The sequence below is a fragment of the Nocardia inohanensis NBRC 100128 genome, from assembly GCF_001612945.1.
In the GTDB taxonomy this organism is placed as follows: domain Bacteria; phylum Actinomycetota; class Actinomycetes; order Mycobacteriales; family Mycobacteriaceae; genus Nocardia; species Nocardia inohanensis.
On sequence record NZ_BDBK01000001.1, the window covers coordinates 444682 to 470463 of the forward strand.

Sequence of the window (25782 nt, forward strand, 5' to 3'; positions counted from 1 at the left end):
TCACACTGACCACCGCAGATGCCCGGGTGCGGCGGCAAACCCGCCCCCTACGGACTCTGTTCGCGCCATCCCGGCACGCATTCGGCGGGGAGCTCACGGGCAGCGGGATTCGGGTTGCGGCCTACCTGGTTCGCGGATGCCGACATGCCGGCCGAGGACGGCGGGGGAGCGTCCAGGCGTACCGATCTACTCGTCGTCCGCGTCGCCGCGCCGGATATCCAGTCGCGTCACGCCCGCGGGCGGCAGTCCCGCCGCGTAGGCGAGCACCTCACCGAAGGCTTCCACATGCGGCCGCATCTCGGAGTCGCCGACCGTCCAGGACGCGCGGAGTTCGAGTTGATGCGCCCGCGGCGGTCCCGCGATATCGCCGTACCGGACCGAACTGGTGGAGGTCACCGTCCCGCCGAGCGCGGTGAACCCGGTGCGCGATTCGAGCGCGTCGACCAGCCAGCTCCACGCTACCTCGGGTAGCAGCGGGTCGGCGGCGAGCGCGGAGTCGATATCGGCCTGGATGTAGGCCACCAGCCGGAACACCCCGTGCCAGGCTTCTTGCCCGTTCGGGTCGTGCAGCAGGATGAGCCGGCCGAACGCGTCCCCGTCGGAGTCGACGGGCACCACGTTGGTGTCGGGTCGCGTGACTTCCGCACCTAACGCGTAGGAGTAGGGAGCCAGGCGCTGGGGCGGGCGGATCGGAGCGAGCTCGATCCGAGGATGCACGGTTGCGGTTCCCATCGCATCGACCGCGGCGCGAAACCTTGGGGGTTCTTCGGGTTCCGGGGTCGGTGCGGCGCCGTCGCGGAAGTCGAGCGGTGTCACGGGAGGCAACGGTAGACCGCCGGGGGCCGGAGTCGTGCGAGGCGCGCCGTCACACCCCTTTACGATGGCTCTCGATGAGCACTCACAGCCGCCGCCAGTTGACCGATGCACCCTTCCTCGTCGCCGCGAAGGGTGGCGTTCCGCATCGGCGTCCGGTGTGGTTCATGAGACAGGCCGGTCGGTCCCTTCCGGAGTACCGGGAACTGCGCGCCGGAATCGGCATGCTGCAATCCTGCTTCGATCCGGAGCTGGTCTGCGAGATCACCATGCAGCCGATCCGCCGCCACGATATGGACGCGGCAATCCTGTTCTCCGACATCGTGGTTCCGCTCAAGGCGGCGGGCATCGACCTCGATATCGTCCCCGGCGTCGGCCCGGTGGTGGCCAATCCGGTGCGCACGGTCGCCGACGTACGCGCCCTGCCGCGCCTGCGCGCCGAAGAGGTGGGCGCCGTCACCGCCGGCATCAAACTCCTGCTGGACGCCCTGGATCAGGTTCCGCTGATCGGTTTCGCCGGAGCGCCTTTCACCCTCGCCTCCTATCTGGTCGAGGGCGGCCCGTCGAAGAATCACGAACGCACCAAGGCGATGATGCTCGCCGACCCCGACACCTGGCATCAACTGCTCGGCGTCCTCACCGACATCACCATCGAATTCCTGCGCGCCCAGATCGACGCCGGCGTAGACGCCATGCAGCTCTTCGATTCCTGGGCCGGCGCCCTCTCCCTGGCCCAGTACCGCGAATACGTGCTCCCGCACTCCGAACGCATCTTCACCGAACTGGCCGACGCCGGCATCCCGCGCATCCACTTCGGCGTCGGCACCGGAGAACTGCTGGGCGCCATGGGCGAAGCCGGCGCGGACGTCGTAGGCGTCGACTGGCGTATTCCCCTCACCGACGCCATCCGACGCGTCGGCCCCGGAAAAGCCTTGCAGGGCAACCTCGATCCGGCCGTCCTCTTCGCCGGCCCCGCCGCCATCGAGGCCGAAGTCCGTCGTATCGCCCACGAAGCCGACGAAGCCATCACCCTCGGCGCCACCGGCCACATCTTCAACCTCGGCCACGGCGTCCTGCCCGCCACCGACCCCACCGTCATCACCGACACCGTCGCCCTCATCCACAGCCTCCCCGCCCCCCTCTAACCACCCCCGCCGCAAACCACCCCTAATCCCTCTCCACAAACCGCCCGCCCGCACTCACCAGATCGCTTGTCTCCAACGCGGGCGCAGACCAACTCGCGCCGACGCGGGCGTGTGACGCGGACGCAGCTCACATCTCGGGCGGGAGTAGGTTGGCCGGTATAGCGGCTCGACGTGAGGTGCGGGCTGTGGCGCTGTGGCCTGGCGGTGCTGGAAGTCGGCGGGTTGTGGTGGTCGCTGAGTGACGGGAGTGGTCGATGCGGATCGCGGTGGTCGGTGGCGGGATCAGTGGGCTGGTTGCCGCGTATCGATTGCGACAGGCGTTGGGGCCGGCGGCGGACCTGGTGCTGGTCGAGCGGCGGGGACGCGTCGGCGGCATTTTGCGGACCGGTGAACTGGCCGGTGATCCGGTGGATCTGGGTGCGGAGGCGTTCGTCGGGCGCCGTCCTGAAATCCCTTCGCTCATGCGCGAATTGGGGATCGAGGATCAGCTGGTGTACCCCGCCGGGCGGCGTCCTCTGATCTGGTCGAACGGCGGCACCCATCCGCTGCCGGCGGGCACGCTCATGGGTATCCCGGCCGGACCGGAAGCGGTGACCGGACTGGTCGATGCCGAAACCCTGACTCGCATAGCGACGGAACCTCAACACCCCCTGCATTGGTCGCCCGGCGACGATATGTCCGTAGCGGCGCTGGTCGGAGATCGCTTCGGCGATCAGGTGGTTCATCGCAGCGTCGACCCGCTGCTCGGCGGAGTGTATGCGGGACTTGCGAATACGATCGGGGTCCGCGCGGCCCTGCCGACCCTCGCCGCCGCCCTCGACAACGGCGCGCCCAGCCTGACGGCGGCCGTCGCCGCCGCCCTGCCTGCCCCCTCCGCCGCCCCGGTCTTCGGCGGCATCCGTGACGGTTACGGCGTCCTCCTCGACGCCCTCCGCGCCGCCGCCGCAGTGAAGATCGAAACCGGTACCCCCGCAACCAAACTGCTGCGCACTGCCACCGGCTGGGACCTGGACCCGATCGGCGCGGTGGACGCCGTGATCCTGGCCGTTCCGGCCGACGAGGCAGCCGAACTCCTCACCGAGATCGCCCCCGCCGCAGCCGAACTCGCCGCCGGAATCGAACTGGCCTCCTCCGCGGTGGTGGCCATGGCCCTCCCCGCCGACGCCGCTCTCCCCGACAACTCCGGCATCCTGGTAGCCACCGGAGAACCCCTGCGCGCCAAGGCATTCACCCTCTCCAGCCGCAAATGGCCGCACCTGGCCGCCCGCGAAGTGGCCGTCGTCCGAGCCTCCTTCGGCCGCTACGGCGCCGCCGCCCCCCTAACCTGGTCCGACGAAGAGCTGATCACTGCCGCCAGAGCCGACCTGGCCACCGTCACCGGCGCAACCATCCACCCGCGCCAAGCGATCGTCCAACGTTGGCCCCGCGGCCTCCCGCAATACGCCCCCGGCCACACCACCCGAATCGCCGACCTCCGCACCGCCACAGCCGATCTCCCCGCCCTGGCCCTGGCCGGCTCCTACCTCGACGGCGTAGGCGTCCCTGCCTGCGCCGCCTCCGGCACCGCCGCCGCCACCCGAATCCTCAACCACCTCACCTAGCCCACGAAGACCACAGCGCCGGCCCCGCCATGATCGACGGCACACGGCGCACGTTGATCATGAAACGGCTAGGCGGTGAGGTCGCTGGGGTCGGTGTTTCCGCCGCAGAGCACGATCGCGACGCGTTCGCCGGGACGCGGGACGTAGGCGCCGAAGCGCAGCGCGGCCAATGCCGTTGCGGCGGCGTGTTCCACCGGCAGCCGGCGGTTGGTCCACAAGAGCCGGCGAGCGGCGCTGATCTGTTCGTCGGTCACGAGTACCGAGCGCGTATCGGCGAGAGCTGCTGCGGCCAGCGCCATTTCGGAGGTGCGGCTCGCCCCGAGGGAATCGGCGGCGATGGAGTCCACCGGCACATCGACCGGTTTGCCTTCGGCGAGTCCGGCATTGAAGGCCCGGCAGTTTTCGGGTTCGACGGCGACCACTCGCACGCCGTGGTGCGCGGCGGCGACGGCCATCCCGGTGAAGAGCCCGCCGCCGCCGACCGACACGACCACGGTGTCCAAAGTCGGTAACTGAGCGACGATTTCGTCGAGCAGCGTGCCCGCGCCCGCTGCGATGTAGGGATCGTCGTAGGCGTGCGAGCGCAGCGCCCCGGTGGCGGCGGCGTACCGCTCGCAGTCGGCGGCGGCCTCGGCGTAGCTGCTGCCGCCCGACATGACTTGCGCGCCGAGGGATTTCAGCCGCTCGACCTTCACCGCGGGCGCGGAGGCGGGCAGGAAGACGGTGGCGGCGGCATCGGCCAGTCCCGCCGCCCAGGCGCAGGCCACGCCCGCGTTCCCACCGGAGGCGATGGTCACCCCGACCTTCGGCAGCTCACCGCTTTCCTGATGCGCGAGGATGAAATTCGCGGCCCCGCGCGCCTTGAAGCTCCCGCTGTATTGCAGATGCTCCAACGCGAACCACACCTGTCCGCCGCCGGGTGCGGGCACGGTTCCCGGGTCGGCAGGCGCGAGCACCACCGGGCGGGTGTACCCCGCGATTCGGTCGGCGGCCGCTGTCACGTCTGCGTAAGTCGGTTGCACTGCACTTCCTTCGCCTTCGATGCCGGATTTCGGACGATACAGACACACCCAGCAACACGCCCAGGTTCGATTCGCCGGATAATTACACTGTAACTTACGCTGGACGAATGCCCAGGAAGTCGAAATCGCTCGACGAAGCCACGCCGGAGGCGATCGCGCGCGCCGGACTGGCGATCATCAGCGAAAAGGGCGGATCCGAGCTGAGTTTCCGCGCCATCGCGAACTATCTCGAGGTGTCGCACACCACGGTGGTGCGCCGGGGTGGCGGAGACTTCGCCGGCCTGCTCGATCTGCTCGCCGACCACCTCGCCGACAGCCTCCCGGTGATCCCCGCGGGCTCCGGCGAATGGGCCGAGCTGACCGAACGCCGTTTCACCGCACTCTACGAACTGCTCGGCACCAGACCGGGATTGGTGCTGCTCAGAGGGTCGCGTTCGTGGTTCGGCCCGCGCATCCTGTCCCGGCTGACCGAACCGCAACTGGCCGACAATCTCGCGCTCGGCCTCACCGTCGACGACGCCCTGCTGGCATATCGCGAGATGTACCTCTACACCCTGGGCTGCGCGGCGCTGATCGAGCACCGCGACCGCAAAACGGTTCGGCTGCGCACCCGTTCGGCCCTCGCGGCGCTGGATCCGGAGGAGTTCCCGGTGCTGGGCACCCATCTGGAGACGGTGGCGCAGCTGACCGTCAGCGACGACATCTTCTGCGATGGCCTGCGCCGTCTGATCACCTCCTGGGCTGCCGCGCCGAAATCCTGAACCTCCGCGATGCCGGTCCGTAACCCGGCACTGTGAACGCCCCTGCGCCCCTGCGCGATATCGCTCTAAACGACTGCTGGGCGCCGAACCGGCGCCGGGGGAGGAGAGCGATGAGCCTGCGGCCGGCCGATGCCGTACCGGAGTCCCGGGGCGCGACCGGGTGGGAACCGAACCGTTTCTGCGCATCGGAAGCGACGCGCCTCGCCGCGCTGCGTCCCGCGTGCCTGTGGGCCGTGAAGCTGTGGGCGGTGGCGGCATCGGTCTTCCCGCTGCTCTATGTCATCGAATGGACGGTGCTGCTCTACGGTCTGCTCCTGCTCGAACGCCTCGGCATCCTGGCCGGCGGCTCCCGCCTGTTGCTCCTGATGGTGCTGCTGCCGGTGCTGAACGCCGTTGCGGCCCTGCTGTATCGACGCCCGCGCGGGGACCGGCGCGGGGTGGCCGGGGTGCGCCGCCGGGCCCGCTCACCCAAAGTGGCACGATGGGCCCATGGCGCGACTCGACTACAAGGCCCTCAACGACACCATCCGCTACCTCATGTTCTCGGTGTTCCAGGTGGAGCCCGGCGTGCTCGGTGACGACCGCGCGGCCGCCATCAAGGAGGCCCGGGAGTTCTTCGACGGTCTGGAAGAGCGCGGCGTGGTCGTGCGCGGTATCTACGATGTCGCCGGCATGCGCGCCGACGCCGATTTCATGATCTGGTGGCACGCCGAGAAGATCGAGGAGATCCAGGCCGCCTACGCCGATTTCCGCCGCACCACCGAGCTGGGCCAGGCCTCGAACCCGGTGTGGTCCAATGCCGCCCTGCATCGCCCGGCCGAGTTCAACAAGTCCCACATCCCCGCGTTCCTGGCGGGCGAGGAGCCGGGCAACTACATCTGCGTGTACCCGTTCGTGCGCTCCTACGAGTGGTACCTGCTGCCCGACGAGGAGCGTCGCAAGATGCTCGCCGATCACGGCAAGGCCGCGCGCGGCTACCCCGATGTGCGCGCCAATACGGTCTCGTCCTTCGCGCTCGGCGATTACGAGTGGCTGCTCGCCTTCGAGGCCCCCGAACTGCATCGCATCGTGGACCTGATGCGTGATCTGCGCGCCACCGAGGCGAGGTTGCATGTGCGCGAGGAGATCCCGTTCTTCACCGGCCCGCGTGTCGAGATCGAGCAGCTGATCGCGGCGTTGCCGTAGGAAACTCCCCGCCTGCCCAGACAATTCGGGGCATGCGGGGAATCCGGCTCGCTCCGTAGGCTTCCTGCGACCTACTTCGTTGCCTCGTCCGAGGGGTGCAGGCGCAGCGAAATGGAGTTGATGCAGTAGCGCTTGTCCGTGGGCGTGGGGTAACCCTCGCCCTCGAACACGTGCCCCAGGTGACTGTGACAGTTGGGGCACAGCACTTCCACGCGTCGCATGCCGAGCGAATCGTCGGTCTTCAGGATCACCGCGTCGGAGTTCGACGGATCGAAGAACGACGGCCAGCCGCAGTGCGAATGGAATTTCTCTGTGCTGCGGAACAATTCGGCCCCACAGGCGCGGCAGGCATAGACGCCCTCGGTCTCGGTATCGGTGTATTCACCCGTGAAAGCCCGCTCGGTGCCCGCTTCCCGCAGCACCGCGTACTCCTCGGGACTCAGCTTGGCCCGCCATTCCTGCGGTGTCAGCTGTATTCGCGGTTGCGAAGTATCGGCATCGGAACTCATGTTCCCCACGCTAGTACTTCGCCGCGATCAGTGTCCGGTGCCCTGCACGACCGGTTCGGCATGGGGCGCACGGCCATTGCGCGCGACCGGTGCCTCCACCGGGTCCGGGTGCATCCACGCCGGATCCAGGGATTTGCCCGCCTGCAACCGGCCTTCGCGCTTCGCGGTCAGGTACCGCTCGCCGAGGACACAGAAGATGACGATGAGCAGCAGCCCCCACCCGAAGGTGACGCGCAGGTACTCCAGGGTCCGTCCGGTCGACTGCCAGCGATCCGAGAGCCACTTGTCGTAGGACATGAACCCGAAGACCGCCACCCACGCCGGCCAGTTCCGCAGCGTCGAATTCTTCAGCACCACGGTCATCAACAGCGGGAACAGGAACATCGAGTAGTACATCTGCCCCAGCGAACCCACCAGCAGCACACCCGCGATCAGCACGCCGGAGGTGGTGCAGATGAAGAACACTTCGTCATCGAGGTAGTACCGGTACAGCATCCACAGAATGGCCAGCACCATCACACCCATGACGATCCGGATGGTCCAGGTCAGCCAATCCGCGACGCCGTAGTACCCGGCATTGCCGACGATGGCGCTGTTGAAGTAGTCCCGCGACTCCATGATGTACGGCCAGGTGTGCGACCAGAACTGCTTGTAATCCACGATCAACGGCCACGCCGCCAGATTCAGCAGCACCGGAATGCCGAGGGCGGTGATGAACACCTTCCACTGCCCGCGCACCAGCGGAATGAACAGCAGTGGCGCGAGCAATGGCCCCTTGACCGCGATGGTCAACCCCAAAGCCGCACCGGCCCATAGGTCTTTGCGCTTGAGCAGCAGATGGAAATACCCGACCATCGCCAGCAGCAGGCACCCGTTGATATTGGTGAAGACCAGCGTGTTCGTCACGGTCTCGGACATGAACATGGCCAGCAGCAGGGCGGGCGCGGCCACCGAATTCAGCGTGAAGTTGAACAGCCGCAACAGCAAATACCCGGCCAGGATGATGGCCGCCGCGTTCACCAGGATGAACAGCCACCGCGACTTCTCCGGATCCACGATGGCCAGCGGCGCGATCAACAGCGTCCCACTGGGCGGATACAGGTAGTGCGGGTCGGTGGAGTTGAAGTTCGCCCCGTACACCGCGCGATGGTTGAGGAAATTCAACGACGCGTCGTAGACGGGGCGGAAGTCATTGGTGATGTACCCGTTGACAGCCTTGATGAACACCCGGTTGATCACGGTCAGGATCGCGAACGGCCACAGGGCGAAGTTCAGGACCTCGGCGGTGGTGCGAGCGGTGCGGGGCTCGAGCTGGCGAAGGAACACTCGGGCACGGTACACCGGAAACCGCGCCCGAGGTTGCGCGGACCCGCCGAAAACGTGCCGTGGCGCACACCCGCGCGCCCCGGTCGCGTCAGGTTCCCGGGGTGACCGGATAACTCAGGCCGGGCAGGCGGTTCCGTCGGCGGGCAGCTTGGCGTCCTTCAGGTATTCGACCATGGCCTGCTGCACGCAGCTCGAGCGCGAGAAACTCGGGTGCCCCCAGCCCTGCCAGACGACGGTGGAGGTGCGAGCGCCGGCGGTGCCGAGCGCGCCGCTGACCGAGGGCCGGCCGTCCTGTCCGGTGACCGGGTCGGCATTGCCGCCCAGCACCAGGACCGTCTTCTCGAACTTCTCCGGCAGTGGCATGACCGCGGCGGCGGGCCAGGCCGAGCAGGCCATCAGGTCGATGGCCGCGACCTTGCCGAACGCCGGGTACTGGTTGCCCCAGGCGCCTTCGAGTTCCTTGGCGCGCGCCGAGGAGGCGGGCTGGGAGTTGTCGCTGCACCGGTTCACGTACTCGCCGTCGCTCGCGATCGCCGAATTGGCCCGCAGCACATACGGCGTGATGGGCCCCCGATCCCCGCGCCCCAAAGCGGCCAGCACATCGGCGAATTCGGTGATGGTGTTGTTCTGCGCGGCCACCGGATTGCCGAGGTAGCCGTTCAGGGTGGTCACCAGCGCCGCCGCCGACAGATCGCCGAATTCGCCGTTCCCGGCCCGCTTCACCAGTTCGGTGACGGCGGCCCGCGGATCGCCGCCCAGCGCGCATTTCAGGGCCGTGCAACGCTGCGCGTACGCGGCGAGCGCCGCTTCGGCCCCCTTGACCTTCAGCTCGGCGCGCCCGACCGCGTCCAGCCCGACGGCCTGCGGCGAATCCAGCATCAGCCGCGCCACGTGGTCGCCGTATTTGCGCGCGTAACTGAGCGCCACGTTGCCGCCGCTGCCGGTGCCCAGCAGCGCGATGTGCTCGACCTGCCATTGCTTGCGCAGCTGCTCGATATCGTCGGCGGCGTGCGCGGCGTCGAAGGTCTGCTGGGCGGGGGAGAGGAAGTCCAGGCAGGCGATGGTGGCGTCCTGGCTGGCCTCGGCCACCGCGTCCACGGGATCGGTTGCGCCGCGCGTGAATTGACCCTGTTCGTTGATGACCTTGCGAATCTCGCTGGTCATGCAGTTGACCGCCTGCGAACTGCCGATGCCGCGCCGATCCACCGCCACCACGGGCCGCGAGGTCAGCAGCGCGGACGCCGGGCCGGCCGCCAGCCCGGCCAGGGTGGCCGTGGACGCGCGATCATTGCCGGAGGTGAGCACCAGCGGCGCGGCGTCCTTGGGTGTCTTGTCGTTCCGGGCTCGCATGGCCGCGGTGCGGAAATTGCCCGCGACGGTGCCGGCGATATCGACCTGGGTCGAGTACTCCGCGCACTCCAGCGCCACTCCGGCGGGCGGCGTGCCCAGCGACAGCAGGTTGAATGTCGGCGTGGTGCAGTCGTGCCAGTTCAGTTCGGTCTTGGGCACTTCGGGCGCGGGCTGCTCCGGTTTCGGCGGCGTGCCGGGGGTCTCGACGGCCCCGGCCTGATGCGGGCGTTCCACCGCGACGGCGGGACGGTCCGAGGGTCCGGCACCACAGCCGGTGGTCACCAGGATCGAAAGTGTCGACGCCAGCAGAGCGGCCCGAGTCCAGCGCATGCGCTACAGCCTGCCAGGTCCGGCAAGCGGTTTCAGCTCTGGGTGTGGGCGCGTTCCCATCGGGTGAGCACGGTGCCGTCGGCGTCGACGAGCAGATGGCGGCAGTTCATGGGGGTGGGCGCGGCGTTGGGGGACACCGCGATTCGCCGTTCGGTGCCGCCGACCAGCAGCGGGGAGGTGGTGAGGCAGAGTTCGTCGACGGCGTGCGCGGTGAGCAGTTCGCCGAAGAGCGCGGGCCCGCCTTCGCACAGCACCCGGCGCAGACCGCGTGCGGCGAGGGCGTCGCGGATGGCGGTGACGGTGCAGGAGGTCTCGCCCGCTTCGACCACTTCGGCCCCGGCGTCGGTCAGTATCCGTTTGCGTTCGGCGGGCGCGGCGGCGGTGGTGATGATGATCGGCCGGGCTCCGGTATCGGTGAACAACCGGCTTTCGGGATCGAGCGCCCCGCTGGCCGTCACCACCGCGATGCGCGGGGGCGCGCCGTCGGGGTCACCGCCGAAACCGTGGTGGTACAGCCGGGTTCGCAAGTGCTGATCGGTGTGCGCCGCCCCGTAGTTCTCCGCGCGCGCGGTTCCGGCTCCGACCAGCACCACATCGGCCAGATCGCGCAGTAATCGGAACACCGTCTTGTCCGCGGGAGTCCCCAATCCGCCCGACCGCCCGTCGATGCTGACGGCCCCGTCGATGCTGGTCACGAAGTTGATCCGGATCCAGGGCGCGGACAGCGTGGTGGGGTAGGCGTACAGCCGCACCAGATCGTCGTGGCCGAGATCTGTGAGCTGGGTCGCAATTGGCATACGCTGCATGAGAAGCCACTACACCACGTCTCTAGGCTGTTCGGGTGCAACAACGCCTCGTCGATCGCCACCCGGAGGTTCCGGCTGACCAGCTGGTGGCCCAGATGGTTCCCCCGCCCACCTTCGACGAGGTGAGCTTCGCTTCGTACATCCCGGATCCCAAGGAGCCCACCCAGGCTGCCGCGGTGAAGAAGGCCGAGGAGTTCGCGCACCAGGTCGCCAAGCTGCGCAAGGCCGCGGACAAGAAGGGCCTCTTCGGTAAGAAGAAGCCGGTTTCGGGTATCGGCCTGTATCTGGACGGTGGCTTCGGTGTGGGCAAGACCCACCTGCTGGCCTCGATCTTCCACGCCGTGCCCGGTCCCAAGACCTTCGGCACCTTCGGCGAGGTCACCAATCTGGTGGGCGCGCTGGGCTTCAACAATGCCGTCGAGCGGCTCTCGTCCAACAGTGTGCTGTGCATCGACGAATTCGAGCTCGACGATCCGGGCGACACCATGCTGGTCTCGCGGCTGCTCACCGAACTGACCGCGCGCGGCGTCTCCATCGTGGCCACCTCCAACACCCTGCCCGGTCAGCTGGGCGAGGGCCGCTTCGCCGCGCAGGACTTCCTGCGCGAGATCAAGAAGCTGGGTTCGCTGTTCGAGACCATCCGCGTCGACGGCCCCGACTACCGCCACCGTGACCTGCCGCCCGCCCCGGAGCCGACCGCGCCCGAGCTGCTGGTCGAGAAGGCCGCCGCCACACCGGATTCCACGCTCGACGATTTCGACGAGCTGCTGAAGCATCTGGGCACCCTGCATCCGTCCCGCTACGGCGCGCTCATCAACGGCGTCTCCGCGGTCTACATCTCGGGCCTGCACACCGTCCCCGATCAGGTCGCGGCCCTGCGCGTGGTGGTGCTGGCCGACCGCCTCTACGACGCCGGCACCCCGGTCACCGTCTCGGGCGCGAAGCTGGATCAGATCTTCACCCAGGAAATGCTGGACGGCGGCTACAAGAAGAAGTACCTGCGCGCCATCTCCCGCCTGCTGGCCCTGTCCCGCTTCGAGGTCCCGGCGGCCACCGCTTCCTGAGCACGACCGTCATAACTGCACTCGTCATCCCGGCAGGCTCTCAGCCGGGATCCACACCGCACCGTGTGGATTCCGGCCACAAGCACGCCGGAATGACGTAAGGGGGGAACCGAGTTTCGCGTTCCGTGATCGTCGCGGGGCGTCTGCCCGGCGCACCCCGCCGGGCATTTGTTGAAGGGAGTTCGCGTGATTCGACCCCGCATGCTCGGGGCCTCGGTGGTCATGGCCGCCGCCCTGTCCTTCGGTGCGTCCCCCGCGCTGGTTTTCGCCGCCGAGCCGCCCGCCGCCACCAGCGGCGTGCTGGTGAACACCGACGGTCGCGCGCTGGCCTTGCAGGGCGTGGTGAACGCCCGCGACGCCGGTGGTTACCGCACCGTCGACGGTCACACCGTCCGCACCGGATCGGTCTACCGCACCGGCGAATTGAGCAAGGCCACCGAATCCGATCTGGCCGCGCTGACCGCCAAGCACATCCGCTCGGTGCACGATCTGCGCACCTCCTACGAGCAGCAGCTGATGGGCCAGGACAAGATCCCGGCCGGCGCCACCGCCTTCCACGATGACGTGATCGGCCAGGCCCCGCCGCAGGTCATGGCATCGACCCTGTCCGCGGGCAGCGACCTCTACCGCGCCTTCATCACCGCTCCCGGCGCGAACGAGGCGTTCGCATCGGTGCTGCGCGATATCGCCCACAACGACGGCGCGGTGCTGTTCCACTGCACCGCGGGCAAGGACCGCACCGGCTGGACCTCGGCGGTATTGCTGAGCATTCTCGGAGTCGATAAGGACACCGTCTACTACGACTTCATGCTCTCCAACTACTACCGTGACGCCAAGGACGGCGACGCCATGAACGGCGTGGTCTCCTCGGCCCTGGACGCCGCCTTCGATCAGGCCACCAAGAGCTACGGCAGCTTCGACAGCTATGTCCGCGAGGGCCTGAAGCTGACCGACGCGGACATCACTGCGTTGCGGGCGAAACTGCTTTCCTGAGCGCCTATTTCGCGCGCTGCTCGGCCTCCCAACGGTCGAGCAGCGCGGGCAGTTCCTTGCCCATCCACACGAAGAATTCGTGCATATCGCGCACCCGGGCGGCGTCCTCGCCGTTCGGATCGTCGAACAGTGCCAGCCCGCGCGAGGTCATCTCGGTGAGGCTGTCGTACATGCCGCTCTGCCGCTTGGTGAGCTCGGGCAGGATGCCGGCCCGCACCGAGTAGTAGTCGCGCCGATCGCCGGGCCGGGTGGTCTTGTCCACCCAGTGCATGGTGGTGAGCGTCTTCAATGCGCTGGAGATGGATCCTTTGGATGCCTGCAAGGCTGCGGCGATCTGATTGAACGTCTGCTGCGGCGGATCGCAGACCAGCAGCCACCCCACCGCGCGACCGACCATGCGCACCAGGCCCATTCGTTCCAGGACGAGCGCGAAATCCTCCACGAAAGCCAGTTGGGCGTCGGTGGGCGCGGGCTGCTCGGGGATTGCGCCGGTCATGGCTGAAGTATTCCTTCCTCGCCCATCGGCGAGCGCGAACGTAGGTGCGATCTGTTCAGCATGAACTGAATATGCAGAACATGTCAATCGCCGATTGTGACGTGAATTGCGGTTGACGCCCCCTCGCACGCGGGATAACTTCGTAAACCTCATGGGAACTTTGTTGATGTAATCCGGTCGCCGCGTTGAGCTTTGCTCCGCGTCGATCCGTCATCCCACGCAAACCGCCTGTCGGCGTGTGTCTTTCGCGTGGACTCCCCATCCATCCGGCAGCGGCCGCGAATCCTTGCGTTCCGGCATGCCGAGAACAGGAGGCTCCCTTGCTTACCCTCCCGCCCACCACCGTCTCCCAGCTCACCCTCGCCGAGGTCACCCGGCGTTTCGACGAGCGCATCGTGCTCGATGCGGTCTCGCTGTCCATCCGGCCGGGGGAGAAGGTCGGCGTCGTCGGCGACAACGGCTCCGGCAAATCCACCCTGCTCCGCCTGATCGCGGGGCAGGACCGGCCCGACAACGGCGAGTTGATCGTGCGGTTCCCGGACGGTATCGGCTACCTGGCCCAAACCTTGGAATTGCCACCGGCCGCCACCGTCGCGGATGCGATCGACTTGGCGCTGAAGGACATTCGCGAGCTGGAGCTCCAGTTGCGCGAAGCCGAACAGGCACTGGTCGCACCCGGTCCGCTGGCTTCCCGGCTCGCCGTCTACGACCGCCTGCTCGAACGCTTCGAGGCCCGGGGCGGATATCAGGCCGAGGCGCGGGTGGAGGCCGCGCTGCACGGCCTGGGCCTGCCGGGACTGGACCGCACCCGCACTCTTGCCACGCTCTCCGGTGGTGAACGCCGCCGCCTGGCCCTCGCGGGCGTGCTGGCCTCCGCCCCCGAACTGCTACTGCTCGACGAGCCCACCAACGACCTCGACGACACCGCGGTCGAATGGCTGGAACGCCAACTGCGTTCGCATCGCGGCACCGTCGTCGCGGTCACTCACGATCGGGTGTTCCTGGACCGGATCACCTCGATCGTGCTGGAAGTGGCGGACGGCCGGGTCTCCCGGCACGGCAACGGCTACGCGGGCTACCTGACCGCCAAGGCCGCCGAACGCCGCAGGCAGCAAATGGAATTCGAGCGCTGGCGGGCCGAACTGGCCCGTAGCAAGCGTCTCGCCGAGTCGAATGTGGCCCGGCTGGACGCGATTCCGCGCAAGCTGCCCCTGGCGGTGTTCGCGGCCGGGCCGTTCCGGGCGCGCGGCCGCGACCACGGGGCGATGGGCCGGATCCGCAATGCCAAGGAGCGGGTGGCGCGTTTGACCGCCGAACCCGTTGCGCCACCGGCGGATCCGCTGCGCTTCGGGGTTTCGATTCCGGTGACCAGACCCGCCGCAACATCCGATGCGGACTCGGATGCGGCAATGGTCACGGGGTTCGCCGCTGAAGCGGAGCCGATCGCGGAGCTGTCCGCCGTCACCGTCGATTCCCGCCTGCGGCTCGACGCGCTGCGGGTGGGCACATCCGACCGGCTGCTGGTGACAGGGCCGAACGGTGCGGGCAAGACGACCTTGCTCAAATTGCTGTCCGGCGAACTCGGCCCGCATGCGGGCACGGTCACGGTACGCGGCCGGGTCGGTCATCTACGTCAGGAGGAATCACCTTGGCCGGCAACGCTTACCGTGCTGGAAGCCTTCGCCTCCGGCAAGGTCGGCTATCCGGATGAGCACGCCGAGGCGCTGCTCGCCCTGGGGCTGTTCCGCCCGGCGGAGCTGTCGCTCCGAATCGGTGAACTCTCCTACGGGCAACGCCGCCGCATCGAATTGGCAAGGCTGGTAACCGATCCCGCCGACCTGCTGCTGCTCGACGAACCCACCAACCACCTGTCTCCGGCCTTGGTGGAGGACCTCGAGCAGGCTCTGGAAAACTATCCGGGCGCGGTGATCCTGGTCACCCACGACCGCCGCATGCGGGCGCGTTTCCAGGGCCGCCACCTCGAATTGCGGGACGGCCGAATCGAATCCACCGGAGCGCTCAGAACTCCCGCTGCATGACGTAGTCCTCGCAGAGCCGGGAACCGACCAGGAAGGTCTTGGTGCCGACCACATCGAAACCGTGTTTGCCGTAGTACCGCTGGGCGCGAGCGTTCTCCTGATTCACGCCCAGCCACACTCCGGCACTCCCGGCCTGCCGCGCCTGCTCCAGGGCGGCCCGCATGAGCGACCCGGACACCCCGTTCCCGTGGTGTCCGGGCAGCACGTACATCTTGCTGAGCTCGGTCACCGGACGCGGTGTGATCACCGCCGCGACAGCGGGATCAGCTGGTTCCCCGGCGACCAGCAGCGCGTACCCGACGATCTCCCCGTCCGCGACGGCCTTCAGCACCGTCCGCCCCGGATCGGCGAGATACTCCTCGAACCGCTCCTTGGACAGCGTCTTCGCGATGAACGCCGCACTGTCCTCGGGCGGCATCCACGACGGGCAGGCCAGCGGAAACGTAGCGGCGGCGACTTCGCTCAGGGCCGCCGCGTCATGCGGCTCGGCCCGTTCGACGGTGACGGGAAGTTGGCTCACTCGACCCAGTCAAGCAGATCCTCCGCCGCGCCCGCCCGTCATCCCGCCGACGCCACCGCTCGCCGGAACAACGGGGGAGGCCTGGCGGCCTCAGGCGAGTTCGGCGCTGGATCGTGGTGCGATCTCCGCCGCCCCGGCCCGGTTGTGGAAGATCCGCGCGAACCCGATCAGGATCACCGCGAAGGCGAGGGGAATGGCAAACCCCGCACGCATATTCGCCGCATCGGCGACCGCCCCCACCACCGCGCCACCGACCAGGGTGCCCGCGTAATTGAACAGGTTGAGCCGCGCGATGAGCGCATCCAGCCCACGCCCGCTGGTCAATTGCCCGGCCTCGCTGAAGCACAGCGGTGCGATGATCGGCAGCCCGATACCGGCGATACCGAACCCGATGATGGCCGCCACCGGACCGGGCGCGCCCACCACCAGGGCGATGCCGAGCGATCCGACCACGGCGGCCACGCGCACCACCAGGCGCGGCCCGAACCGCCGCACCCACAGGTCGCCACTGAGCCGCCCGATCAGCGATGCGCCTTGATATGCGGCGAGCGCGAGGGCCGCCATCCAAGAAGAGGAGAGCAGTTCGTCCTTGAGATACAGCGCCGACCAGTTCCCCACCGCGAGGTCGATGGCGAACGCCAGCGCGATCACCACACCGAATACCAGGAAGATCTTGGTTGGCACCGCCCCGGCCGGTTCCGCTTCCGCGGGTGAAGCTTCCGCCTCATCCGAGCCCAGCAGTCGCGGTCCGGCCGCGAAAGCCCCGATCGCGACCACGGCCGCCGCAGCCAGAATCGACGCCCACAGCGCCGCATCCACGGCTTCGAGCGCGGACACGAACAGCGCCCCGGCAATCGACCCGGCACTCCACGCCGCGTAGAACGACGACAGCACGAACCTGCCATAGCCGTGTTGAATGAATACGGCCTGCATGTTCGTCCCCGCGTCGACGATACCGACCGCCACGCCGTACACCGCGAGTCCCGCGTACAGCGCGGCTTGGTTGGGCGCGAACGCGATTCCCACGCCCGCCGCCGCGATCAATCCCAGTCCGATCCGCAGCGCGGTCCGGCTCGACCAGCGCAAAGCGATCCGCTCCGCGGTGAGGCTGCCCGCGCCCGCCAGCAGCGAGATCACCGCCACCGCTACCACGATCAGCGTGTCGGTGAGCCCGAATTCGTCCTTCTGCTGCGGCAGTTCGGTGAGGACCACGGCCAGGAAGAAGCCTTGCAGGGCGAACGCCACCGAGTTGGCGGCGCGCGCCGCGCGGAGCTGCGGGTTCGGGGCTTGCGCGTCGAGCATCCCGAAAGGGTAGCCGCGCCAATGCGGCCCGGCATCTCGGGCCACCATTACAAACCGCCCCGGCCTTGATTACGTACCGCTCGCGATCGGGTAACGAATCTTGCTGCTTTCATGCATAGTTCCCTGGGTGCTGCGGCACTCTGGAAGTAATGCGTGGGCGTGGTGGTTTCCGGAGTCATCGGAGGCGGCCCATGGTGAAGTGGCTGGGGCGGTGATCGTGTGAGCACGAGGCGAGTGGAAGTTCCGCGCGGGCAGTCGGTGGCTCTCGCCGATCCGAGTCCGAATCGAGCGGCGGTGGTGGCGGATTCGCGCGGCCACGCGCCCGGTGACTGCTGTCGCGAGCCGGGCTGCCCGGATTGCCGCTGGGATGTGCTGGCCTTCAAATACTGGCTGCGCGGCCGGCTGCTGGCGGCCGGCGTGGTGGACGCCCAGGTCGATATCGACGTCGGACCGTACACTTCGGATCTGTTGTGGCGCAAGGGTGATCGCGTCTGCGCCATCCAAGTGACCAGTGCCGCACCGGAATTGGCGCGCGCCCGCGACCTCACCGCGCAATTGCGTAACAACGGTTGTACCGAAGTACTTTGGATCTGCCCGCCCGGGTTCTGGACCTCGCAGCTGCCCGCGCTGGCCGTGGTGGATTTCGCGCCGGAGGCGTGCGAATACCGTGTGGTGGGCGGCCTGCTGACGGCCGGTCCCGGCGGTGTCGTGACCGCCCGGGAAGGCAGCCTGGAACTGCGCGAATTCATTATCGGCTGGGCCGCGGAGGAGCTGGCGTACGGTTTCCGCGACGAACACACGGGAGGTTGGGCGACGGTGACCGATTGGGAACGTCACACCCGCACCCAGGCGGCCGTCATCGCACGGCAGCGCCAGGAGCTCATGAACCAGCGCACCGCTCTCGCGCTGGCCCGCAAGACCACCCGCGACAAGTCCAAGCAATTGCTGCGCATGACACACCGGCTGGAACGCGCCGAGCAGTCGGCCGAGGATCAGGCGGACGATATCGCCCAGATGCGCCGCCGGCTGGCCGATCACGACCGCGTGGACGCCACCCTGCGCCTGACCGTGCGCGGTCAGCAGGCCGCGATCATGCACTGGCAGTTGATCTCCTGGTTCGCGCTGCTGGTGATCGTCACCTTCATTGCCGCGGGGTTGCTGCTGCGCTGAGCCTGAGCAGCCCGGCCAATTCACCGCCGGCGGAGAGCAACGCGAGCGAGCGTGTCTCGATGCCGGCCGCACGGGTGCCGAGGGCGGCCAGCGCGCTGTCCTTGTCACGCGCTGCGCGCAGTTCCGGCATGAGAATCCGCAGGGCGGTGATCCCGTATCCGGCGCGCCGGAGCTGATGCACGATGCGCGCCTCCCGCACCCGAGCGGGCGTATAGCTGCGCGCCGAGCGGGCGGCGGCACGGTCGGGTGTCACGAGTTCCATTGCGTCCCAATGCCGCAGGGTCGAAGTGCGCACCCCCAGCGCATCCGCCAATTCGGTGATGCTCATCGAATCCTGCGGCCGCACCTCGCCGATGGTCTCCGCCGAGATCGCCCGCACCGCCGCCACGGCGATCCCGACGTCCCGCCGTTCGTCGTCGAGCCGGGCATGCGCGGCATCGATCAGCGCGAGCAATCCCGATACCGGCTTTACATGCGCCGCCCGCATGATCCGCTTCGCATCCACCGGCCCGGCCCCCGCCGCCAGGTCCCGATAAGCCCGAGCCGCCCGCACGTGCGCGTCCCCATAGGTCCGGTACCCGGAGCCGGTGCGCTGCGCCGGCGGCAATACGCCGTCCCGCTCGAGATTGCGGATCTGCTGCACCGAGTATCCCGACAGCCGAGCGACATCGGCCGTCCGCAGCTCCGCACAGTTGCGACTTCCCACACACTCACCTGGCCTTATCGGTCCGGAAGTCTCCACAAGCACTTCAATGTAACTCTTGAACTCATGAGCATCGAAGAGATCATCGGCTACCTCGAAGCCCTCGGCGGCGTCCACACGCTCCGCCCGGCCCCCGGGGACGGTTCCCCCGAAATCGCCTGGGGCGACGTCTTCTTCTACTACGCCCCCGACGGCCAGGTCCCCGCCCGAACCCAGCCCTTCGCCACCATCATCACCAAGGACTACCCCGGCGACACCGCCTCCGGCCTGAACCGCCCCGGCGCCTTCCGCCTGAACATCCACGCCGGAAAGTCCGCTTTCACCACCGCGATGGGCCACTCACCCCGCGAATCCACCCCCGGCGACCCGAGCGAACCCGACGCCCTCCACCCCCACCCGACCTATGCCGCCGCAGGCTGGCTGGCCGTCGTAAACCCCGGCCCGCGCACCGACGCCCTTCTCCGCGACCTCCTCCGCACCGCCCACGACCAGGCCCGCAGCCGCTACAACCGCGCTTGATCCCCGTCGGTTTGTAGCAAGATAGGTCCGCCGTCCGATACCCCTCCGAACGTTTCGATTCCTAAGTTCAGGTCATCCAGCCATCAGGCCGGCCGACCCGGCACGCATTTCGAACCGAAGGAGCTTCATGAGCAAGTCACTGGGTATCGCCGCAAGCGTCGCAGCCATGAGCATCTCGGGATTGGGTTTCGCGGCCGTCGCCGCTCCGGGCACCGCCCAAGCCGCCCCGCAAGACTGCACCGTCTCCCGGGGCGTCTTCGACGCCACCGCCACCTGCGCCCCCGACGGCGGCTCCAACTACGTCCTCCACCTCGACTGCGTCGGCCTCTACGCCAGCGGCCCCTTCCCCATGTACGCCATCGGCCCCTACAAGGTCCTCAGCTACCCCTTCACCCCCTCGGGCCAGAACATCACAGCGGCCTGCACCGGCATGGGCCCCGGCGTCTTCGCAGTAGCCACCAACGCCTATGTGGAGATCTACAACCCGTAGCGCCCCATACGTTTTCGGGAGGGGCCGGTGGGGTCGATCACCCCACCGGCCCCTCCGTCATCCGGTGCTACACCGCCGGAAAACGCGTTGATGGCGATGCCGCCGCGCCACTACCGTTGCCCGCGTTATGAATCAGTACGAGATCCGCGCCGATTTCGACCGCGAAACCATCGTCGTCTACCAAGCCTTCAACGCGGCCATCGCCACCGCCGCGGTCACCGCCCAGCGTTTCGTGGACCCCTTCTCCCTCAACCGCATGACCTGGATCAAGCCTTCCTACCGATGGCTGATGCATCGCAGCAACTGGGCCCGAAAACCCGGCCAGGAGCGCATTCTCGCCGTCCGCATCACCCGCACCGGATGGGAGGAAGCGCTCTCCCATGCGGTCCTCACCAGCCCCGAACGCCGCGTCTATTCCGATGCCGCGCAATGGAAGAAGCAGTTCGCCATCACCCCCGTCCACGTGCAATGGGATCCGGAGTACTCGATCCGCGGCGCGAAGCTAGACCACCGCAGCATCCAAATCGGCCTGTCCCGCAACATCATCGAACGCTACGTCGACGACTGGACCGTGGAAATCCGCGACCTCACCCCACTGACCCACACCATCTCCCGCCACCTGCGCGAGGGCCGGATCGACCGCGCGAAGAACCTTCTTCCCCCGGAAAAGCAGTACCCACTCCCCGAACCATTGGCAAAACGGATAGGCGCGGCATGAAACCCATTCCAGGGCAGTCAATCCACCGGCCCTGGAGCAGTAGCTCGACCCCACTCCACGCCGAATTCGATGCCATTAATGACAAGCAACGCAGCCGCCGACAACGCCGCCCGCCCGATCCCGAACCGGCAGTGCACGCCGACATGTGCCCCGCCACCGCCCGCACACTCATCTGCGCCTCGACGAACTGGAGGCCGAACTGGACGCAATCCCGAGCGCCTCGACGCCCCCACTGAAAGATTTTGGACGACGCCGGGGAACTCAACTCCGCCCCCAGCTATAGATCCAGGAACTTCCCCGCGTCGCGGCGCCCACTCTAACGAGACCCGCCACCGCCCGCCACCCATTTAATTCGCTTCGAGTGGCCGGCACCGTCGTCGACGTTCGTTGGACAGTGCCGCTGCCCATCGAGCGCCGTCGTCGAATTCAGGCGGGCCGCAACATTCCCCGGAGTGTAGCTCCGTTCTCGAGGACCAGTTCCTGCGTCGTATGGAATCCAGCATGTTCGGCCATGGCGGCGCTGACCGGGTTCGTCGCCACCACGAAGACATCGATATCAGCAGCGTCGATTCGGGCCCTGACCAGCCGGGAGGTCACGCCTTTGCCGCGTGCGCGCGGCAAAGCGGCCCCGACCGCCAGGTACAGGTGTGGCGTCGCGGGCCGCAAACTCTCGATCCGGCGGGAGGCCGCGAGCGCACGTGGAGCGGCCGCCCCCAGCGCTCGGATCAAGCTGACCGGCTCGGCCATTGGAACGGAACATCCTGGCCGTTCCCACAACAGGACGGTCGTCACGCCTTCACCGTCTGATGCGGTGTCGACGATCCCGGCGCGTCGCCTGGCTTCGACGCGAGAATGCCAGAACAACGGCAGCGCTCGTTGGCGGCGCTTCGGCTCCGGCCAGAAGTACGCCATCAAGGGGTCGTCGATGAACGCCTCGGCGAGAACTCGCGCTTCCGGTGTCATGGAGTCGAGCGTAGGTGGTCCGTCGCGGGTGATGGCAGACTCGTGCGATGACAGGTGCCCGGCGCGACCGCTACCGGAGACTGTCGGCTCTTCTGGCTTCCCGCAGCGAGATTGAGCTTGCTCGGCTGGTGGGTGCGGGGCAGCGCGAGAATGTGGGCGTGGGTGGGGGATCGGCGGTTCTCGGGGTGGGTGGGGTGCCGGTGTTCGTCAAGCGCATTCCGTTGACCGATCTCGAGCTGGCTCACCCGGGGTCTACCGCGAACCTGTATGACCTGCCGCTGTTCTGTCAGTACGGGGTCGGCGGGCCGAGTTTCAATGCGTGGCGGGAGCTGGCCGCGAATGTTGTTGTTACCGAAGGAGTTTTGGCGGGGCGGGTGCAGGCGTTTCCTTTGCTTTATCACTGGCGGGTGCTGCCTGGCCGTTCGCCGGTCGCGGATGAACACGCTGATATCGATGCGGTGGTGGCTGCTCTGGGTGGGAGTCCGGCTGTGCGGGCTCGGCTCGATGCGTTGGCTGCCGCATCGTCGAGTCTTGTGCTGTTCTGCGAGTACGTTCCGCTTTCGATGTCGGAATGGTTGGGTGTGGATCCGATCGGCAAGGCTGACATAGTTGCGCAACAGTTTTCGGAAATTGTGACGTTTCTCGGGGACGGTGTGCTGCTGCATATGGATGGCCATTTCGGCAATCTGCGCAGTGATGGTCGGCGGATGTATCTGTGCGACTTCGGGCTTGCGACTTCGACGCGCTTCGAACTGTCGACTGCCGAACGGGATTTCGTCGAGCGGCACGCCATGCATGACGCCGACTATGCCGCGATGCGTCTGGTCAACTGGCTGGTGACCGATGTCTGCGGAGTGCCGACCCCGGACATGGCCAGTTACGTTGCCCGCAACGAGTACGTAAACCATTGTGCCGCTGGTCATATCCCGGCAGACGTGCCGCCGGAGGTGGCCGCCATCCTGACTCGGCATGCGCCTGCTGCCGCGAAGATGAACGCCTTCTACTGGAAGATGTTCGGCGGCGATATCCACGCGGAGTACCCGGATAACCCTGCCGGAGCGCTCATAAGGCCGCCTGCACGGCCCCGAGGAGATCATTGACGGGCTGAGTGAGCGGCCCGAGCGCATTGGGGGTGAGGGGCGGCATCGCGTCGATCGCGGTGCGCAGCGAGGTGACCGCCGCGTCGGCTTCGGTGCTGACCGCGGCGATGGCATCAGCGGCAACCGGCTCGGGTGTCGTCGAATCGGATTGACCAGCAAGGGTGTTCACGATGGGTAACGCCGCATCGACCGGACCTCCGCCCGCCCCCAGCGCCCCGCCGGCGGCCCCGCCGATGACCGCCCCGCCGACCAGCCCCGCCACATCCACCGGGATGGCGACCGCCAGCCCACCGAGCAGGCAGCCCGCCACTCCGCCCACCGCCGCACCGACCGGAGCCCCCGCTCCGACGGTGGGCAGCGCGCCGATGACCCCGCCCGCGATCGCCCCCGCCACCGCCCCGACCCCGCACCCCACGATCTCCAGCGGGAACACCACGACCTTCCCGACCGCGGCCCCGATGATTCCGCCGGCCACCGTAGCGGCATTACGCCGATCGGATTCGTTGCGAGAGAACCCCATATTGTCGAAGGTGGTGGCGATCCGCCCCTGCACCCCATCCAAATAGGCTTGCGCCTGTTCCCTCAGCCCAGGATCGATCCCCCCGGGCAACTGCACCGTCTCGGAACCGACCCGCAACGAGTTGGAATCCCCTGCGGCAACCGGCGATCCGGCCGCCTCGGCAGCAGCGTTCCCGGTCCCCAACACCACCAGCGCAGGCACCGCGGTCAACGCCGCACAAGTGCGCAGAACGGCCATGAACCCATCCCTCGATCCGGCGAACCACCGTCGAGCCTCTCGGGAGCGGACCCGAACCTGCGATGGCCACGCTGCGCCCTGATCTTACTCCGAACGCCGTGCCCGGCAGCACGATTCGCGCCGATCACTCACCCGCGCAGCCCGAAAACCCGTGGCCCTCAGGGTCGCTCGCCGATGCCTCGAGTCGCCCCAGTCCGCGGTTCGTGGCGGCGAGGATGCCGTACACGTGGTGCATGGTCAGGGCATTCACTGCGCCAACCGAGTGGTCCCGGCCCACGACGGCCCCCGTCGCGGCATCCACCCACAGCACCCCGGTGCCGAGTCCGATCGCGAGTAGCGTCCCGTCGGGTGTGTATGCGAGGGTCGCCGATTCGGCTTGCCCAGGCGCACCGGCGATGTCGTTGTCGACGAGTAGCTGCCAGACCCGGTCTCCGGTGCGGGTCAAGGTCACGACCACAAGTCCCCGGTAACCGTTGGGCAGGCCCCGTCCGAAGTCGGGCCGGACCCAGGTCGCGAATGTGTCGCCGCCGGGGGAGAACACCAGATCGGAGATGATCTCCGCGCACCGCCGCCCGGGCAGGTCGTAATCTTCCCGGGCATAACGCCGGCACAGCATCCCGTTGTCGGCCACGTCGAGAACTTCGAGCCACCAACTGCCCTGCATCGAATTGCCGACGGCCAAGATCTTTCCGTCGGGCGAGAATCGCGGTTCGACGCTCCAATCACCGAATCCCCATGGCTCGCAGACCACAACGTTGCGTTCGAGATCGATCAGGTGCAGTCGCTCGCACGAGGTGGCCACGAGAAATCGCCCGTCGGGTGAGAGCACCGCACTGCGGTACATGTCCTCGGGCAGCAGTTCCGGATCGACCTCCCGGTACCGACGAGGCGCCGACCAGTTGTGCAATTGGATCTCTCGATCTCCGCTGAGCGCCAGCACCGCGGCCGCGGTGCTGCCGGGCGACCCCCACCGTTCGTCGCTTCGACTGATCCGAATGACCTCCAACGGGTAGAGGATCGGCCCCAGTCGCCATCGCACCAGCACGGTGCCGGAGAACATGATGCTCAACGCCTCGGGCCGCTCGGGATGCGCCGCGACCGAATGATGTGGCAGCAGAACCACTTCCGCCGGCCCAAGTCCGGTCGCCCGTCCGCTCGCCCGGAGCATCGAAATCATGCGAGAGTGCAGTTCCCGAACGCCAGGTATGTGCATGTCCCCGCGCTGGCGAAGGACATCCGAAGGCAGCGCACCGAAATTGTCTCGGACGCCGGGATCGGCCCCCCGATCGAGCAGCATTTCGGCGATGGACACCCACTCCTCATCGGCCCTGCTGCCGACCGCGCGATGCAGTAACCGTCCCAGTTCCGCAGCCGATGGGGTCGCATCGGCCTCGAACAACAGTTTCACCATTTCCCTCAACTGAGTTCCGATGGCAGCCCCCGGTCGTAGACGGTGAGGATGTCGGTGGTCTCCAGCAGGGTGTCGACGACGATTCGGGCTGGGGCGCGGTGAAGTTCGGGATAGTCGATCTCACCGAGCCGGGGGTCGATCGGGAATGCCAGTCGTTCCTCGTCGACTGAGAACTCAGCCGATATGTCCGCACGGTTACCGGGCGGGTCTTGTCGATGCCAGGCCCCGTCGACGTGTACCGCGACCAGGCCGTGGAGGGTATGTCCGTCTCCGTGCACCAGGCGCTGGTAACACAGCGCCGTTGGGATCCCGTTTCCGCGGAGCAGCGCCGCGAGCAGATGGGATTTCGCGTAGCAGAGGCCGACTCGGTGTTCGAGCACCTCCGATGCTCGCAGCGTCACGCGCCGATCGTGTGCGTCGTAGGAGTGTGCGACATTGTCCCGCACCCATTCGAATGACATTCGTGCACAATCGATCTCACTGTCGGAGCGGGAGCGCAGCTCTTCGCCGAGGGCTCGGACGGCCGGGTGGTCGACCTCGATGATCGGATCGCCTGTCAGATAGGTGGCCGGAGCCAACGCTGACACTGGTGAAAACGACATAGGCAAACTGTAGAGCCGGCCCGCTGACATGGCCGGTGCGGCAAACCTTCCATCTGGTTGCGCTGGCATCACCTGTCCGCAGCGCGG

Annotated in this window: 27 protein-coding genes; 13 read left to right on the top strand and 14 right to left on the bottom strand. The window is 67.7% G+C overall.

The genetic code is table 11. The features are described from left to right. Positions 1-186: 186 nt before the first annotated feature. A complete protein-coding gene (locus tag NI1_RS02160) occupies positions 187-816 on the bottom strand; it encodes a DUF3000 domain-containing protein (protein WP_084522471.1) in 630 nt (209 codons plus the stop codon). Positions 817-890: 74 nt separating this feature from the next. Between NI1_RS02160 and hemE the strand changes: the two genes are divergently transcribed. Then, positions 891-1958 carry a uroporphyrinogen decarboxylase gene (gene hemE / locus NI1_RS02165; RefSeq protein ID WP_067813519.1) on the top strand — a complete coding sequence of 356 codons (1068 nt, stop codon included), beginning with the start codon at positions 891-893 and terminating at the stop codon, positions 1956-1958. A 254-nt stretch (positions 1959-2212) separates the two neighbouring features. Next, positions 2213-3559: a protoporphyrinogen oxidase gene (locus NI1_RS02170; protein ID WP_067813521.1), complete on the top strand. Its 1347-nt coding sequence runs from the start codon at positions 2213-2215 to the stop codon at positions 3557-3559. A gap of 68 nt (positions 3560-3627) precedes the next feature. Here NI1_RS02170 and NI1_RS02175 read toward each other — a convergent pair whose 3' ends face one another. Further along, positions 3628-4581 (bottom strand): serine/threonine dehydratase, encoded by a 954-nt coding sequence (locus NI1_RS02175; RefSeq protein WP_067813523.1) that lies wholly within the window; start codon positions 4579-4581, stop codon positions 3628-3630. A gap of 107 nt (positions 4582-4688) precedes the next feature. Here NI1_RS02175 and NI1_RS02180 point away from each other — a divergent pair, with 107 nt between their 5' ends. From NI1_RS02180 to hemQ, 3 genes are all read left to right on the top strand, one after another. Beyond that, the gene (locus tag NI1_RS02180; RefSeq protein ID WP_067813525.1) at positions 4689-5342 is read left to right on the top strand and encodes a TetR/AcrR family transcriptional regulator C-terminal domain-containing protein; all 654 of its coding nucleotides are present in this window, start codon (positions 4689-4691) and stop codon (positions 5340-5342) included. A 110-nt stretch (positions 5343-5452) separates the two neighbouring features. Continuing rightward, on the top strand, positions 5453-5920 hold the full coding sequence (locus tag NI1_RS37715) for a hypothetical protein (protein WP_157534902.1): 468 nt from the start codon (positions 5453-5455) through the stop codon (positions 5918-5920). Beyond that, the gene (gene hemQ / locus NI1_RS02185) at positions 5832-6527 is read left to right on the top strand and encodes a hydrogen peroxide-dependent heme synthase (RefSeq protein WP_067813527.1); all 696 of its coding nucleotides are present in this window, start codon (positions 5832-5834) and stop codon (positions 6525-6527) included. Before NI1_RS37715 ends, hemQ begins: the two co-directional genes overlap by 89 nt. Positions 6528-6598: 71 nt before the next feature. Here hemQ and msrB read toward each other — a convergent pair whose 3' ends face one another. The 4 genes from msrB to NI1_RS02205 form a co-directional block, all read right to left on the bottom strand. Beyond that, entirely contained in the window at positions 6599-7036 is a 438-nt protein-coding gene (gene msrB, locus NI1_RS02190) for a peptide-methionine (R)-S-oxide reductase MsrB (RefSeq protein ID WP_067813530.1), read from the bottom strand. Between the two features lie 27 nt (positions 7037-7063). Beyond that, complete coding sequence (locus tag NI1_RS02195; protein ID WP_067815112.1) at positions 7064-8362, bottom strand: glycosyltransferase family 87 protein; 1299 nt, start codon at positions 8360-8362, stop codon at positions 7064-7066. A 114-nt stretch (positions 8363-8476) separates the two neighbouring features. Beyond that, entirely contained in the window at positions 8477-10042 is a 1566-nt protein-coding gene (locus tag NI1_RS02200) for an alpha/beta hydrolase (RefSeq protein ID WP_067813532.1), read from the bottom strand. A 32-nt stretch (positions 10043-10074) separates the two neighbouring features. Continuing rightward, a complete protein-coding gene (locus tag NI1_RS02205) occupies positions 10075-10848 on the bottom strand; it encodes a pyrimidine reductase family protein (protein WP_067813533.1) in 774 nt (257 codons plus the stop codon). Between the two features lie 35 nt (positions 10849-10883). Between NI1_RS02205 and zapE the strand changes: the two genes are divergently transcribed. Next, positions 10884-11912, top strand: a complete 1029-nt coding sequence (zapE, locus tag NI1_RS02210) for a cell division protein ZapE (RefSeq protein WP_067813535.1) — start codon at positions 10884-10886, stop codon at positions 11910-11912. Positions 11913-12098: 186 nt separating this feature from the next. Next, entirely contained in the window at positions 12099-12905 is an 807-nt protein-coding gene (locus NI1_RS02215) for a tyrosine-protein phosphatase (protein ID WP_245663027.1), read from the top strand. 4 nt (positions 12906-12909) lie between these two features. Here the strand turns inward: NI1_RS02215 and NI1_RS02220 are convergent, their stop codons facing one another. Continuing rightward, complete coding sequence (locus tag NI1_RS02220; RefSeq protein ID WP_067813540.1) at positions 12910-13401, bottom strand: GbsR/MarR family transcriptional regulator; 492 nt, start codon at positions 13399-13401, stop codon at positions 12910-12912. A gap of 320 nt (positions 13402-13721) precedes the next feature. Here NI1_RS02220 and NI1_RS02225 point away from each other — a divergent pair, with 320 nt between their 5' ends. Next, on the top strand, positions 13722-15440 hold the full coding sequence (locus NI1_RS02225; RefSeq protein WP_067813542.1) for a TlrC/CarA/OleB/SrmB family ABC-F type ribosomal protection protein: 1719 nt from the start codon (positions 13722-13724) through the stop codon (positions 15438-15440). Here the strand turns inward: NI1_RS02225 and NI1_RS02230 are convergent. Then, the gene (locus NI1_RS02230; protein ID WP_067813544.1) at positions 15421-15960 is read right to left on the bottom strand and encodes a GNAT family N-acetyltransferase; all 540 of its coding nucleotides are present in this window, start codon (positions 15958-15960) and stop codon (positions 15421-15423) included. The two genes, NI1_RS02225 and NI1_RS02230, sit on opposite strands and share 20 nt — an antisense overlap. Before the next feature lie 90 nt (positions 15961-16050). Continuing rightward, complete coding sequence (locus NI1_RS02235; RefSeq protein WP_067815115.1) at positions 16051-17262, bottom strand: MFS transporter; 1212 nt, start codon at positions 17260-17262, stop codon at positions 16051-16053. Positions 17263-17481: 219 nt separating this feature from the next. Here NI1_RS02235 and NI1_RS02240 point away from each other — a divergent pair, with 219 nt between their 5' ends. Beyond that, positions 17482-18432, top strand: a complete 951-nt coding sequence (locus NI1_RS02240) for a hypothetical protein (RefSeq protein WP_245663028.1) — start codon at positions 17482-17484, stop codon at positions 18430-18432. Here the strand turns inward: NI1_RS02240 and NI1_RS02245 are convergent. Continuing rightward, on the bottom strand, positions 18404-19138 hold the full coding sequence (locus NI1_RS02245; protein WP_067813546.1) for a MerR family transcriptional regulator: 735 nt from the start codon (positions 19136-19138) through the stop codon (positions 18404-18406). The genes NI1_RS02240 and NI1_RS02245 overlap by 29 nt on opposite strands. A 63-nt stretch (positions 19139-19201) precedes the next feature. Here NI1_RS02245 and NI1_RS02250 point away from each other — a divergent pair, with 63 nt between their 5' ends. The 3 genes from NI1_RS02250 (at position 19202) to NI1_RS02260 (ending at position 20862) form a co-directional block, all read left to right on the top strand. Beyond that, positions 19202-19654, top strand: coding sequence for a DUF6194 family protein (locus NI1_RS02250; RefSeq protein WP_067813548.1), 453 nt, complete (start codon positions 19202-19204; stop codon positions 19652-19654). A gap of 127 nt (positions 19655-19781) precedes the next feature. Continuing rightward, the gene (locus NI1_RS02255; RefSeq protein WP_067813550.1) at positions 19782-20144 is read left to right on the top strand and encodes a hypothetical protein; all 363 of its coding nucleotides are present in this window, start codon (positions 19782-19784) and stop codon (positions 20142-20144) included. Between the two features lie 127 nt (positions 20145-20271). Beyond that, positions 20272-20862 carry a DUF4291 domain-containing protein gene (locus NI1_RS02260; RefSeq protein ID WP_067813552.1) on the top strand — a complete coding sequence of 197 codons (591 nt, stop codon included), beginning with the start codon at positions 20272-20274 and terminating at the stop codon, positions 20860-20862. Between the two features lie 426 nt (positions 20863-21288). Here NI1_RS02260 and NI1_RS02265 read toward each other — a convergent pair whose 3' ends face one another. Continuing rightward, positions 21289-21825 (bottom strand): N-acetyltransferase, encoded by a 537-nt coding sequence (locus NI1_RS02265; protein WP_067813554.1) that lies wholly within the window; start codon positions 21823-21825, stop codon positions 21289-21291. Between the two features lie 47 nt (positions 21826-21872). Between NI1_RS02265 and NI1_RS02270 the strand changes: the two genes are divergently transcribed. Beyond that, the gene (locus NI1_RS02270; RefSeq protein WP_067813556.1) at positions 21873-22925 is read left to right on the top strand and encodes a serine/threonine protein phosphatase; all 1053 of its coding nucleotides are present in this window, start codon (positions 21873-21875) and stop codon (positions 22923-22925) included. Here the strand turns inward: NI1_RS02270 and NI1_RS02275 are convergent. From NI1_RS02275 to NI1_RS02285, 3 genes are all read right to left on the bottom strand, one after another. Then, a complete protein-coding gene (locus NI1_RS02275) occupies positions 22888-23682 on the bottom strand; it encodes a hypothetical protein (protein WP_067813558.1) in 795 nt (264 codons plus the stop codon). The two genes, NI1_RS02270 and NI1_RS02275, sit on opposite strands and share 38 nt — an antisense overlap. Before the next feature lie 124 nt (positions 23683-23806). Beyond that, positions 23807-24805, bottom strand: a complete 999-nt coding sequence (locus tag NI1_RS02280) for a WD40 repeat domain-containing protein (protein WP_157534903.1) — start codon at positions 24803-24805, stop codon at positions 23807-23809. Between the two features lie 293 nt (positions 24806-25098). Then, positions 25099-25695 (bottom strand): transglutaminase-like domain-containing protein, encoded by a 597-nt coding sequence (locus NI1_RS02285; RefSeq protein ID WP_067813562.1) that lies wholly within the window; start codon positions 25693-25695, stop codon positions 25099-25101. Between the last annotated feature and the right edge of the window lie 87 nt (positions 25696-25782).

What these genes read in the sequence shown, in the direction of transcription:
- NI1_RS02255 (WP_067813550.1), top strand. Translation starts at nt 19,782, where the DNA reads ATGAGCAAGTCACTGGGTATCGCCGCAAGCGTCGCAGCCATGAGCATC.
- NI1_RS02275 (WP_067813558.1), bottom strand. Translation starts at nt 23,682, where the DNA reads ATGGCCGTTCTGCGCACTTGTGCGGCGTTGACCGCGGTGCCTGCGCTG.
- NI1_RS02285 (WP_067813562.1), bottom strand. Translation starts at nt 25,695, where the DNA reads ATGTCGTTTTCACCAGTGTCAGCGTTGGCTCCGGCCACCTATCTGACA.
- NI1_RS02265 (WP_067813554.1), bottom strand. Translation starts at nt 21,825, where the DNA reads ATGACACCGGAAGCGCGAGTTCTCGCCGAGGCGTTCATCGACGACCCC.
- NI1_RS02205 (WP_067813533.1), bottom strand. Translation starts at nt 10,848, where the DNA reads ATGCAGCGTATGCCAATTGCGACCCAGCTCACAGATCTCGGCCACGAC.
- NI1_RS02260 (WP_067813552.1), top strand. Translation starts at nt 20,272, where the DNA reads ATGAATCAGTACGAGATCCGCGCCGATTTCGACCGCGAAACCATCGTC.
- NI1_RS02250 (WP_067813548.1), top strand. Translation starts at nt 19,202, where the DNA reads ATGAGCATCGAAGAGATCATCGGCTACCTCGAAGCCCTCGGCGGCGTC.
- NI1_RS02170 (WP_067813521.1), top strand. Translation starts at nt 2,213, where the DNA reads ATGCGGATCGCGGTGGTCGGTGGCGGGATCAGTGGGCTGGTTGCCGCG.
- NI1_RS02235 (WP_067815115.1), bottom strand. Translation starts at nt 17,262, where the DNA reads ATGCTCGACGCGCAAGCCCCGAACCCGCAGCTCCGCGCGGCGCGCGCC.
- hemQ (WP_067813527.1), top strand. Translation starts at nt 5,832, where the DNA reads ATGGCGCGACTCGACTACAAGGCCCTCAACGACACCATCCGCTACCTC.
- NI1_RS02220 (WP_067813540.1), bottom strand. Translation starts at nt 13,401, where the DNA reads ATGACCGGCGCAATCCCCGAGCAGCCCGCGCCCACCGACGCCCAACTG.
- msrB (WP_067813530.1), bottom strand. Translation starts at nt 7,036, where the DNA reads ATGAGTTCCGATGCCGATACTTCGCAACCGCGAATACAGCTGACACCG.
- hemE (WP_067813519.1), top strand. Translation starts at nt 891, where the DNA reads ATGAGCACTCACAGCCGCCGCCAGTTGACCGATGCACCCTTCCTCGTC.
- NI1_RS02270 (WP_067813556.1), top strand. Translation starts at nt 21,873, where the DNA reads ATGACAGGTGCCCGGCGCGACCGCTACCGGAGACTGTCGGCTCTTCTG.
- NI1_RS02180 (WP_067813525.1), top strand. Translation starts at nt 4,689, where the DNA reads ATGCCCAGGAAGTCGAAATCGCTCGACGAAGCCACGCCGGAGGCGATC.
- NI1_RS02200 (WP_067813532.1), bottom strand. Translation starts at nt 10,042, where the DNA reads ATGCGCTGGACTCGGGCCGCTCTGCTGGCGTCGACACTTTCGATCCTG.
- NI1_RS37715 (WP_157534902.1), top strand. Translation starts at nt 5,453, where the DNA reads ATGAGCCTGCGGCCGGCCGATGCCGTACCGGAGTCCCGGGGCGCGACC.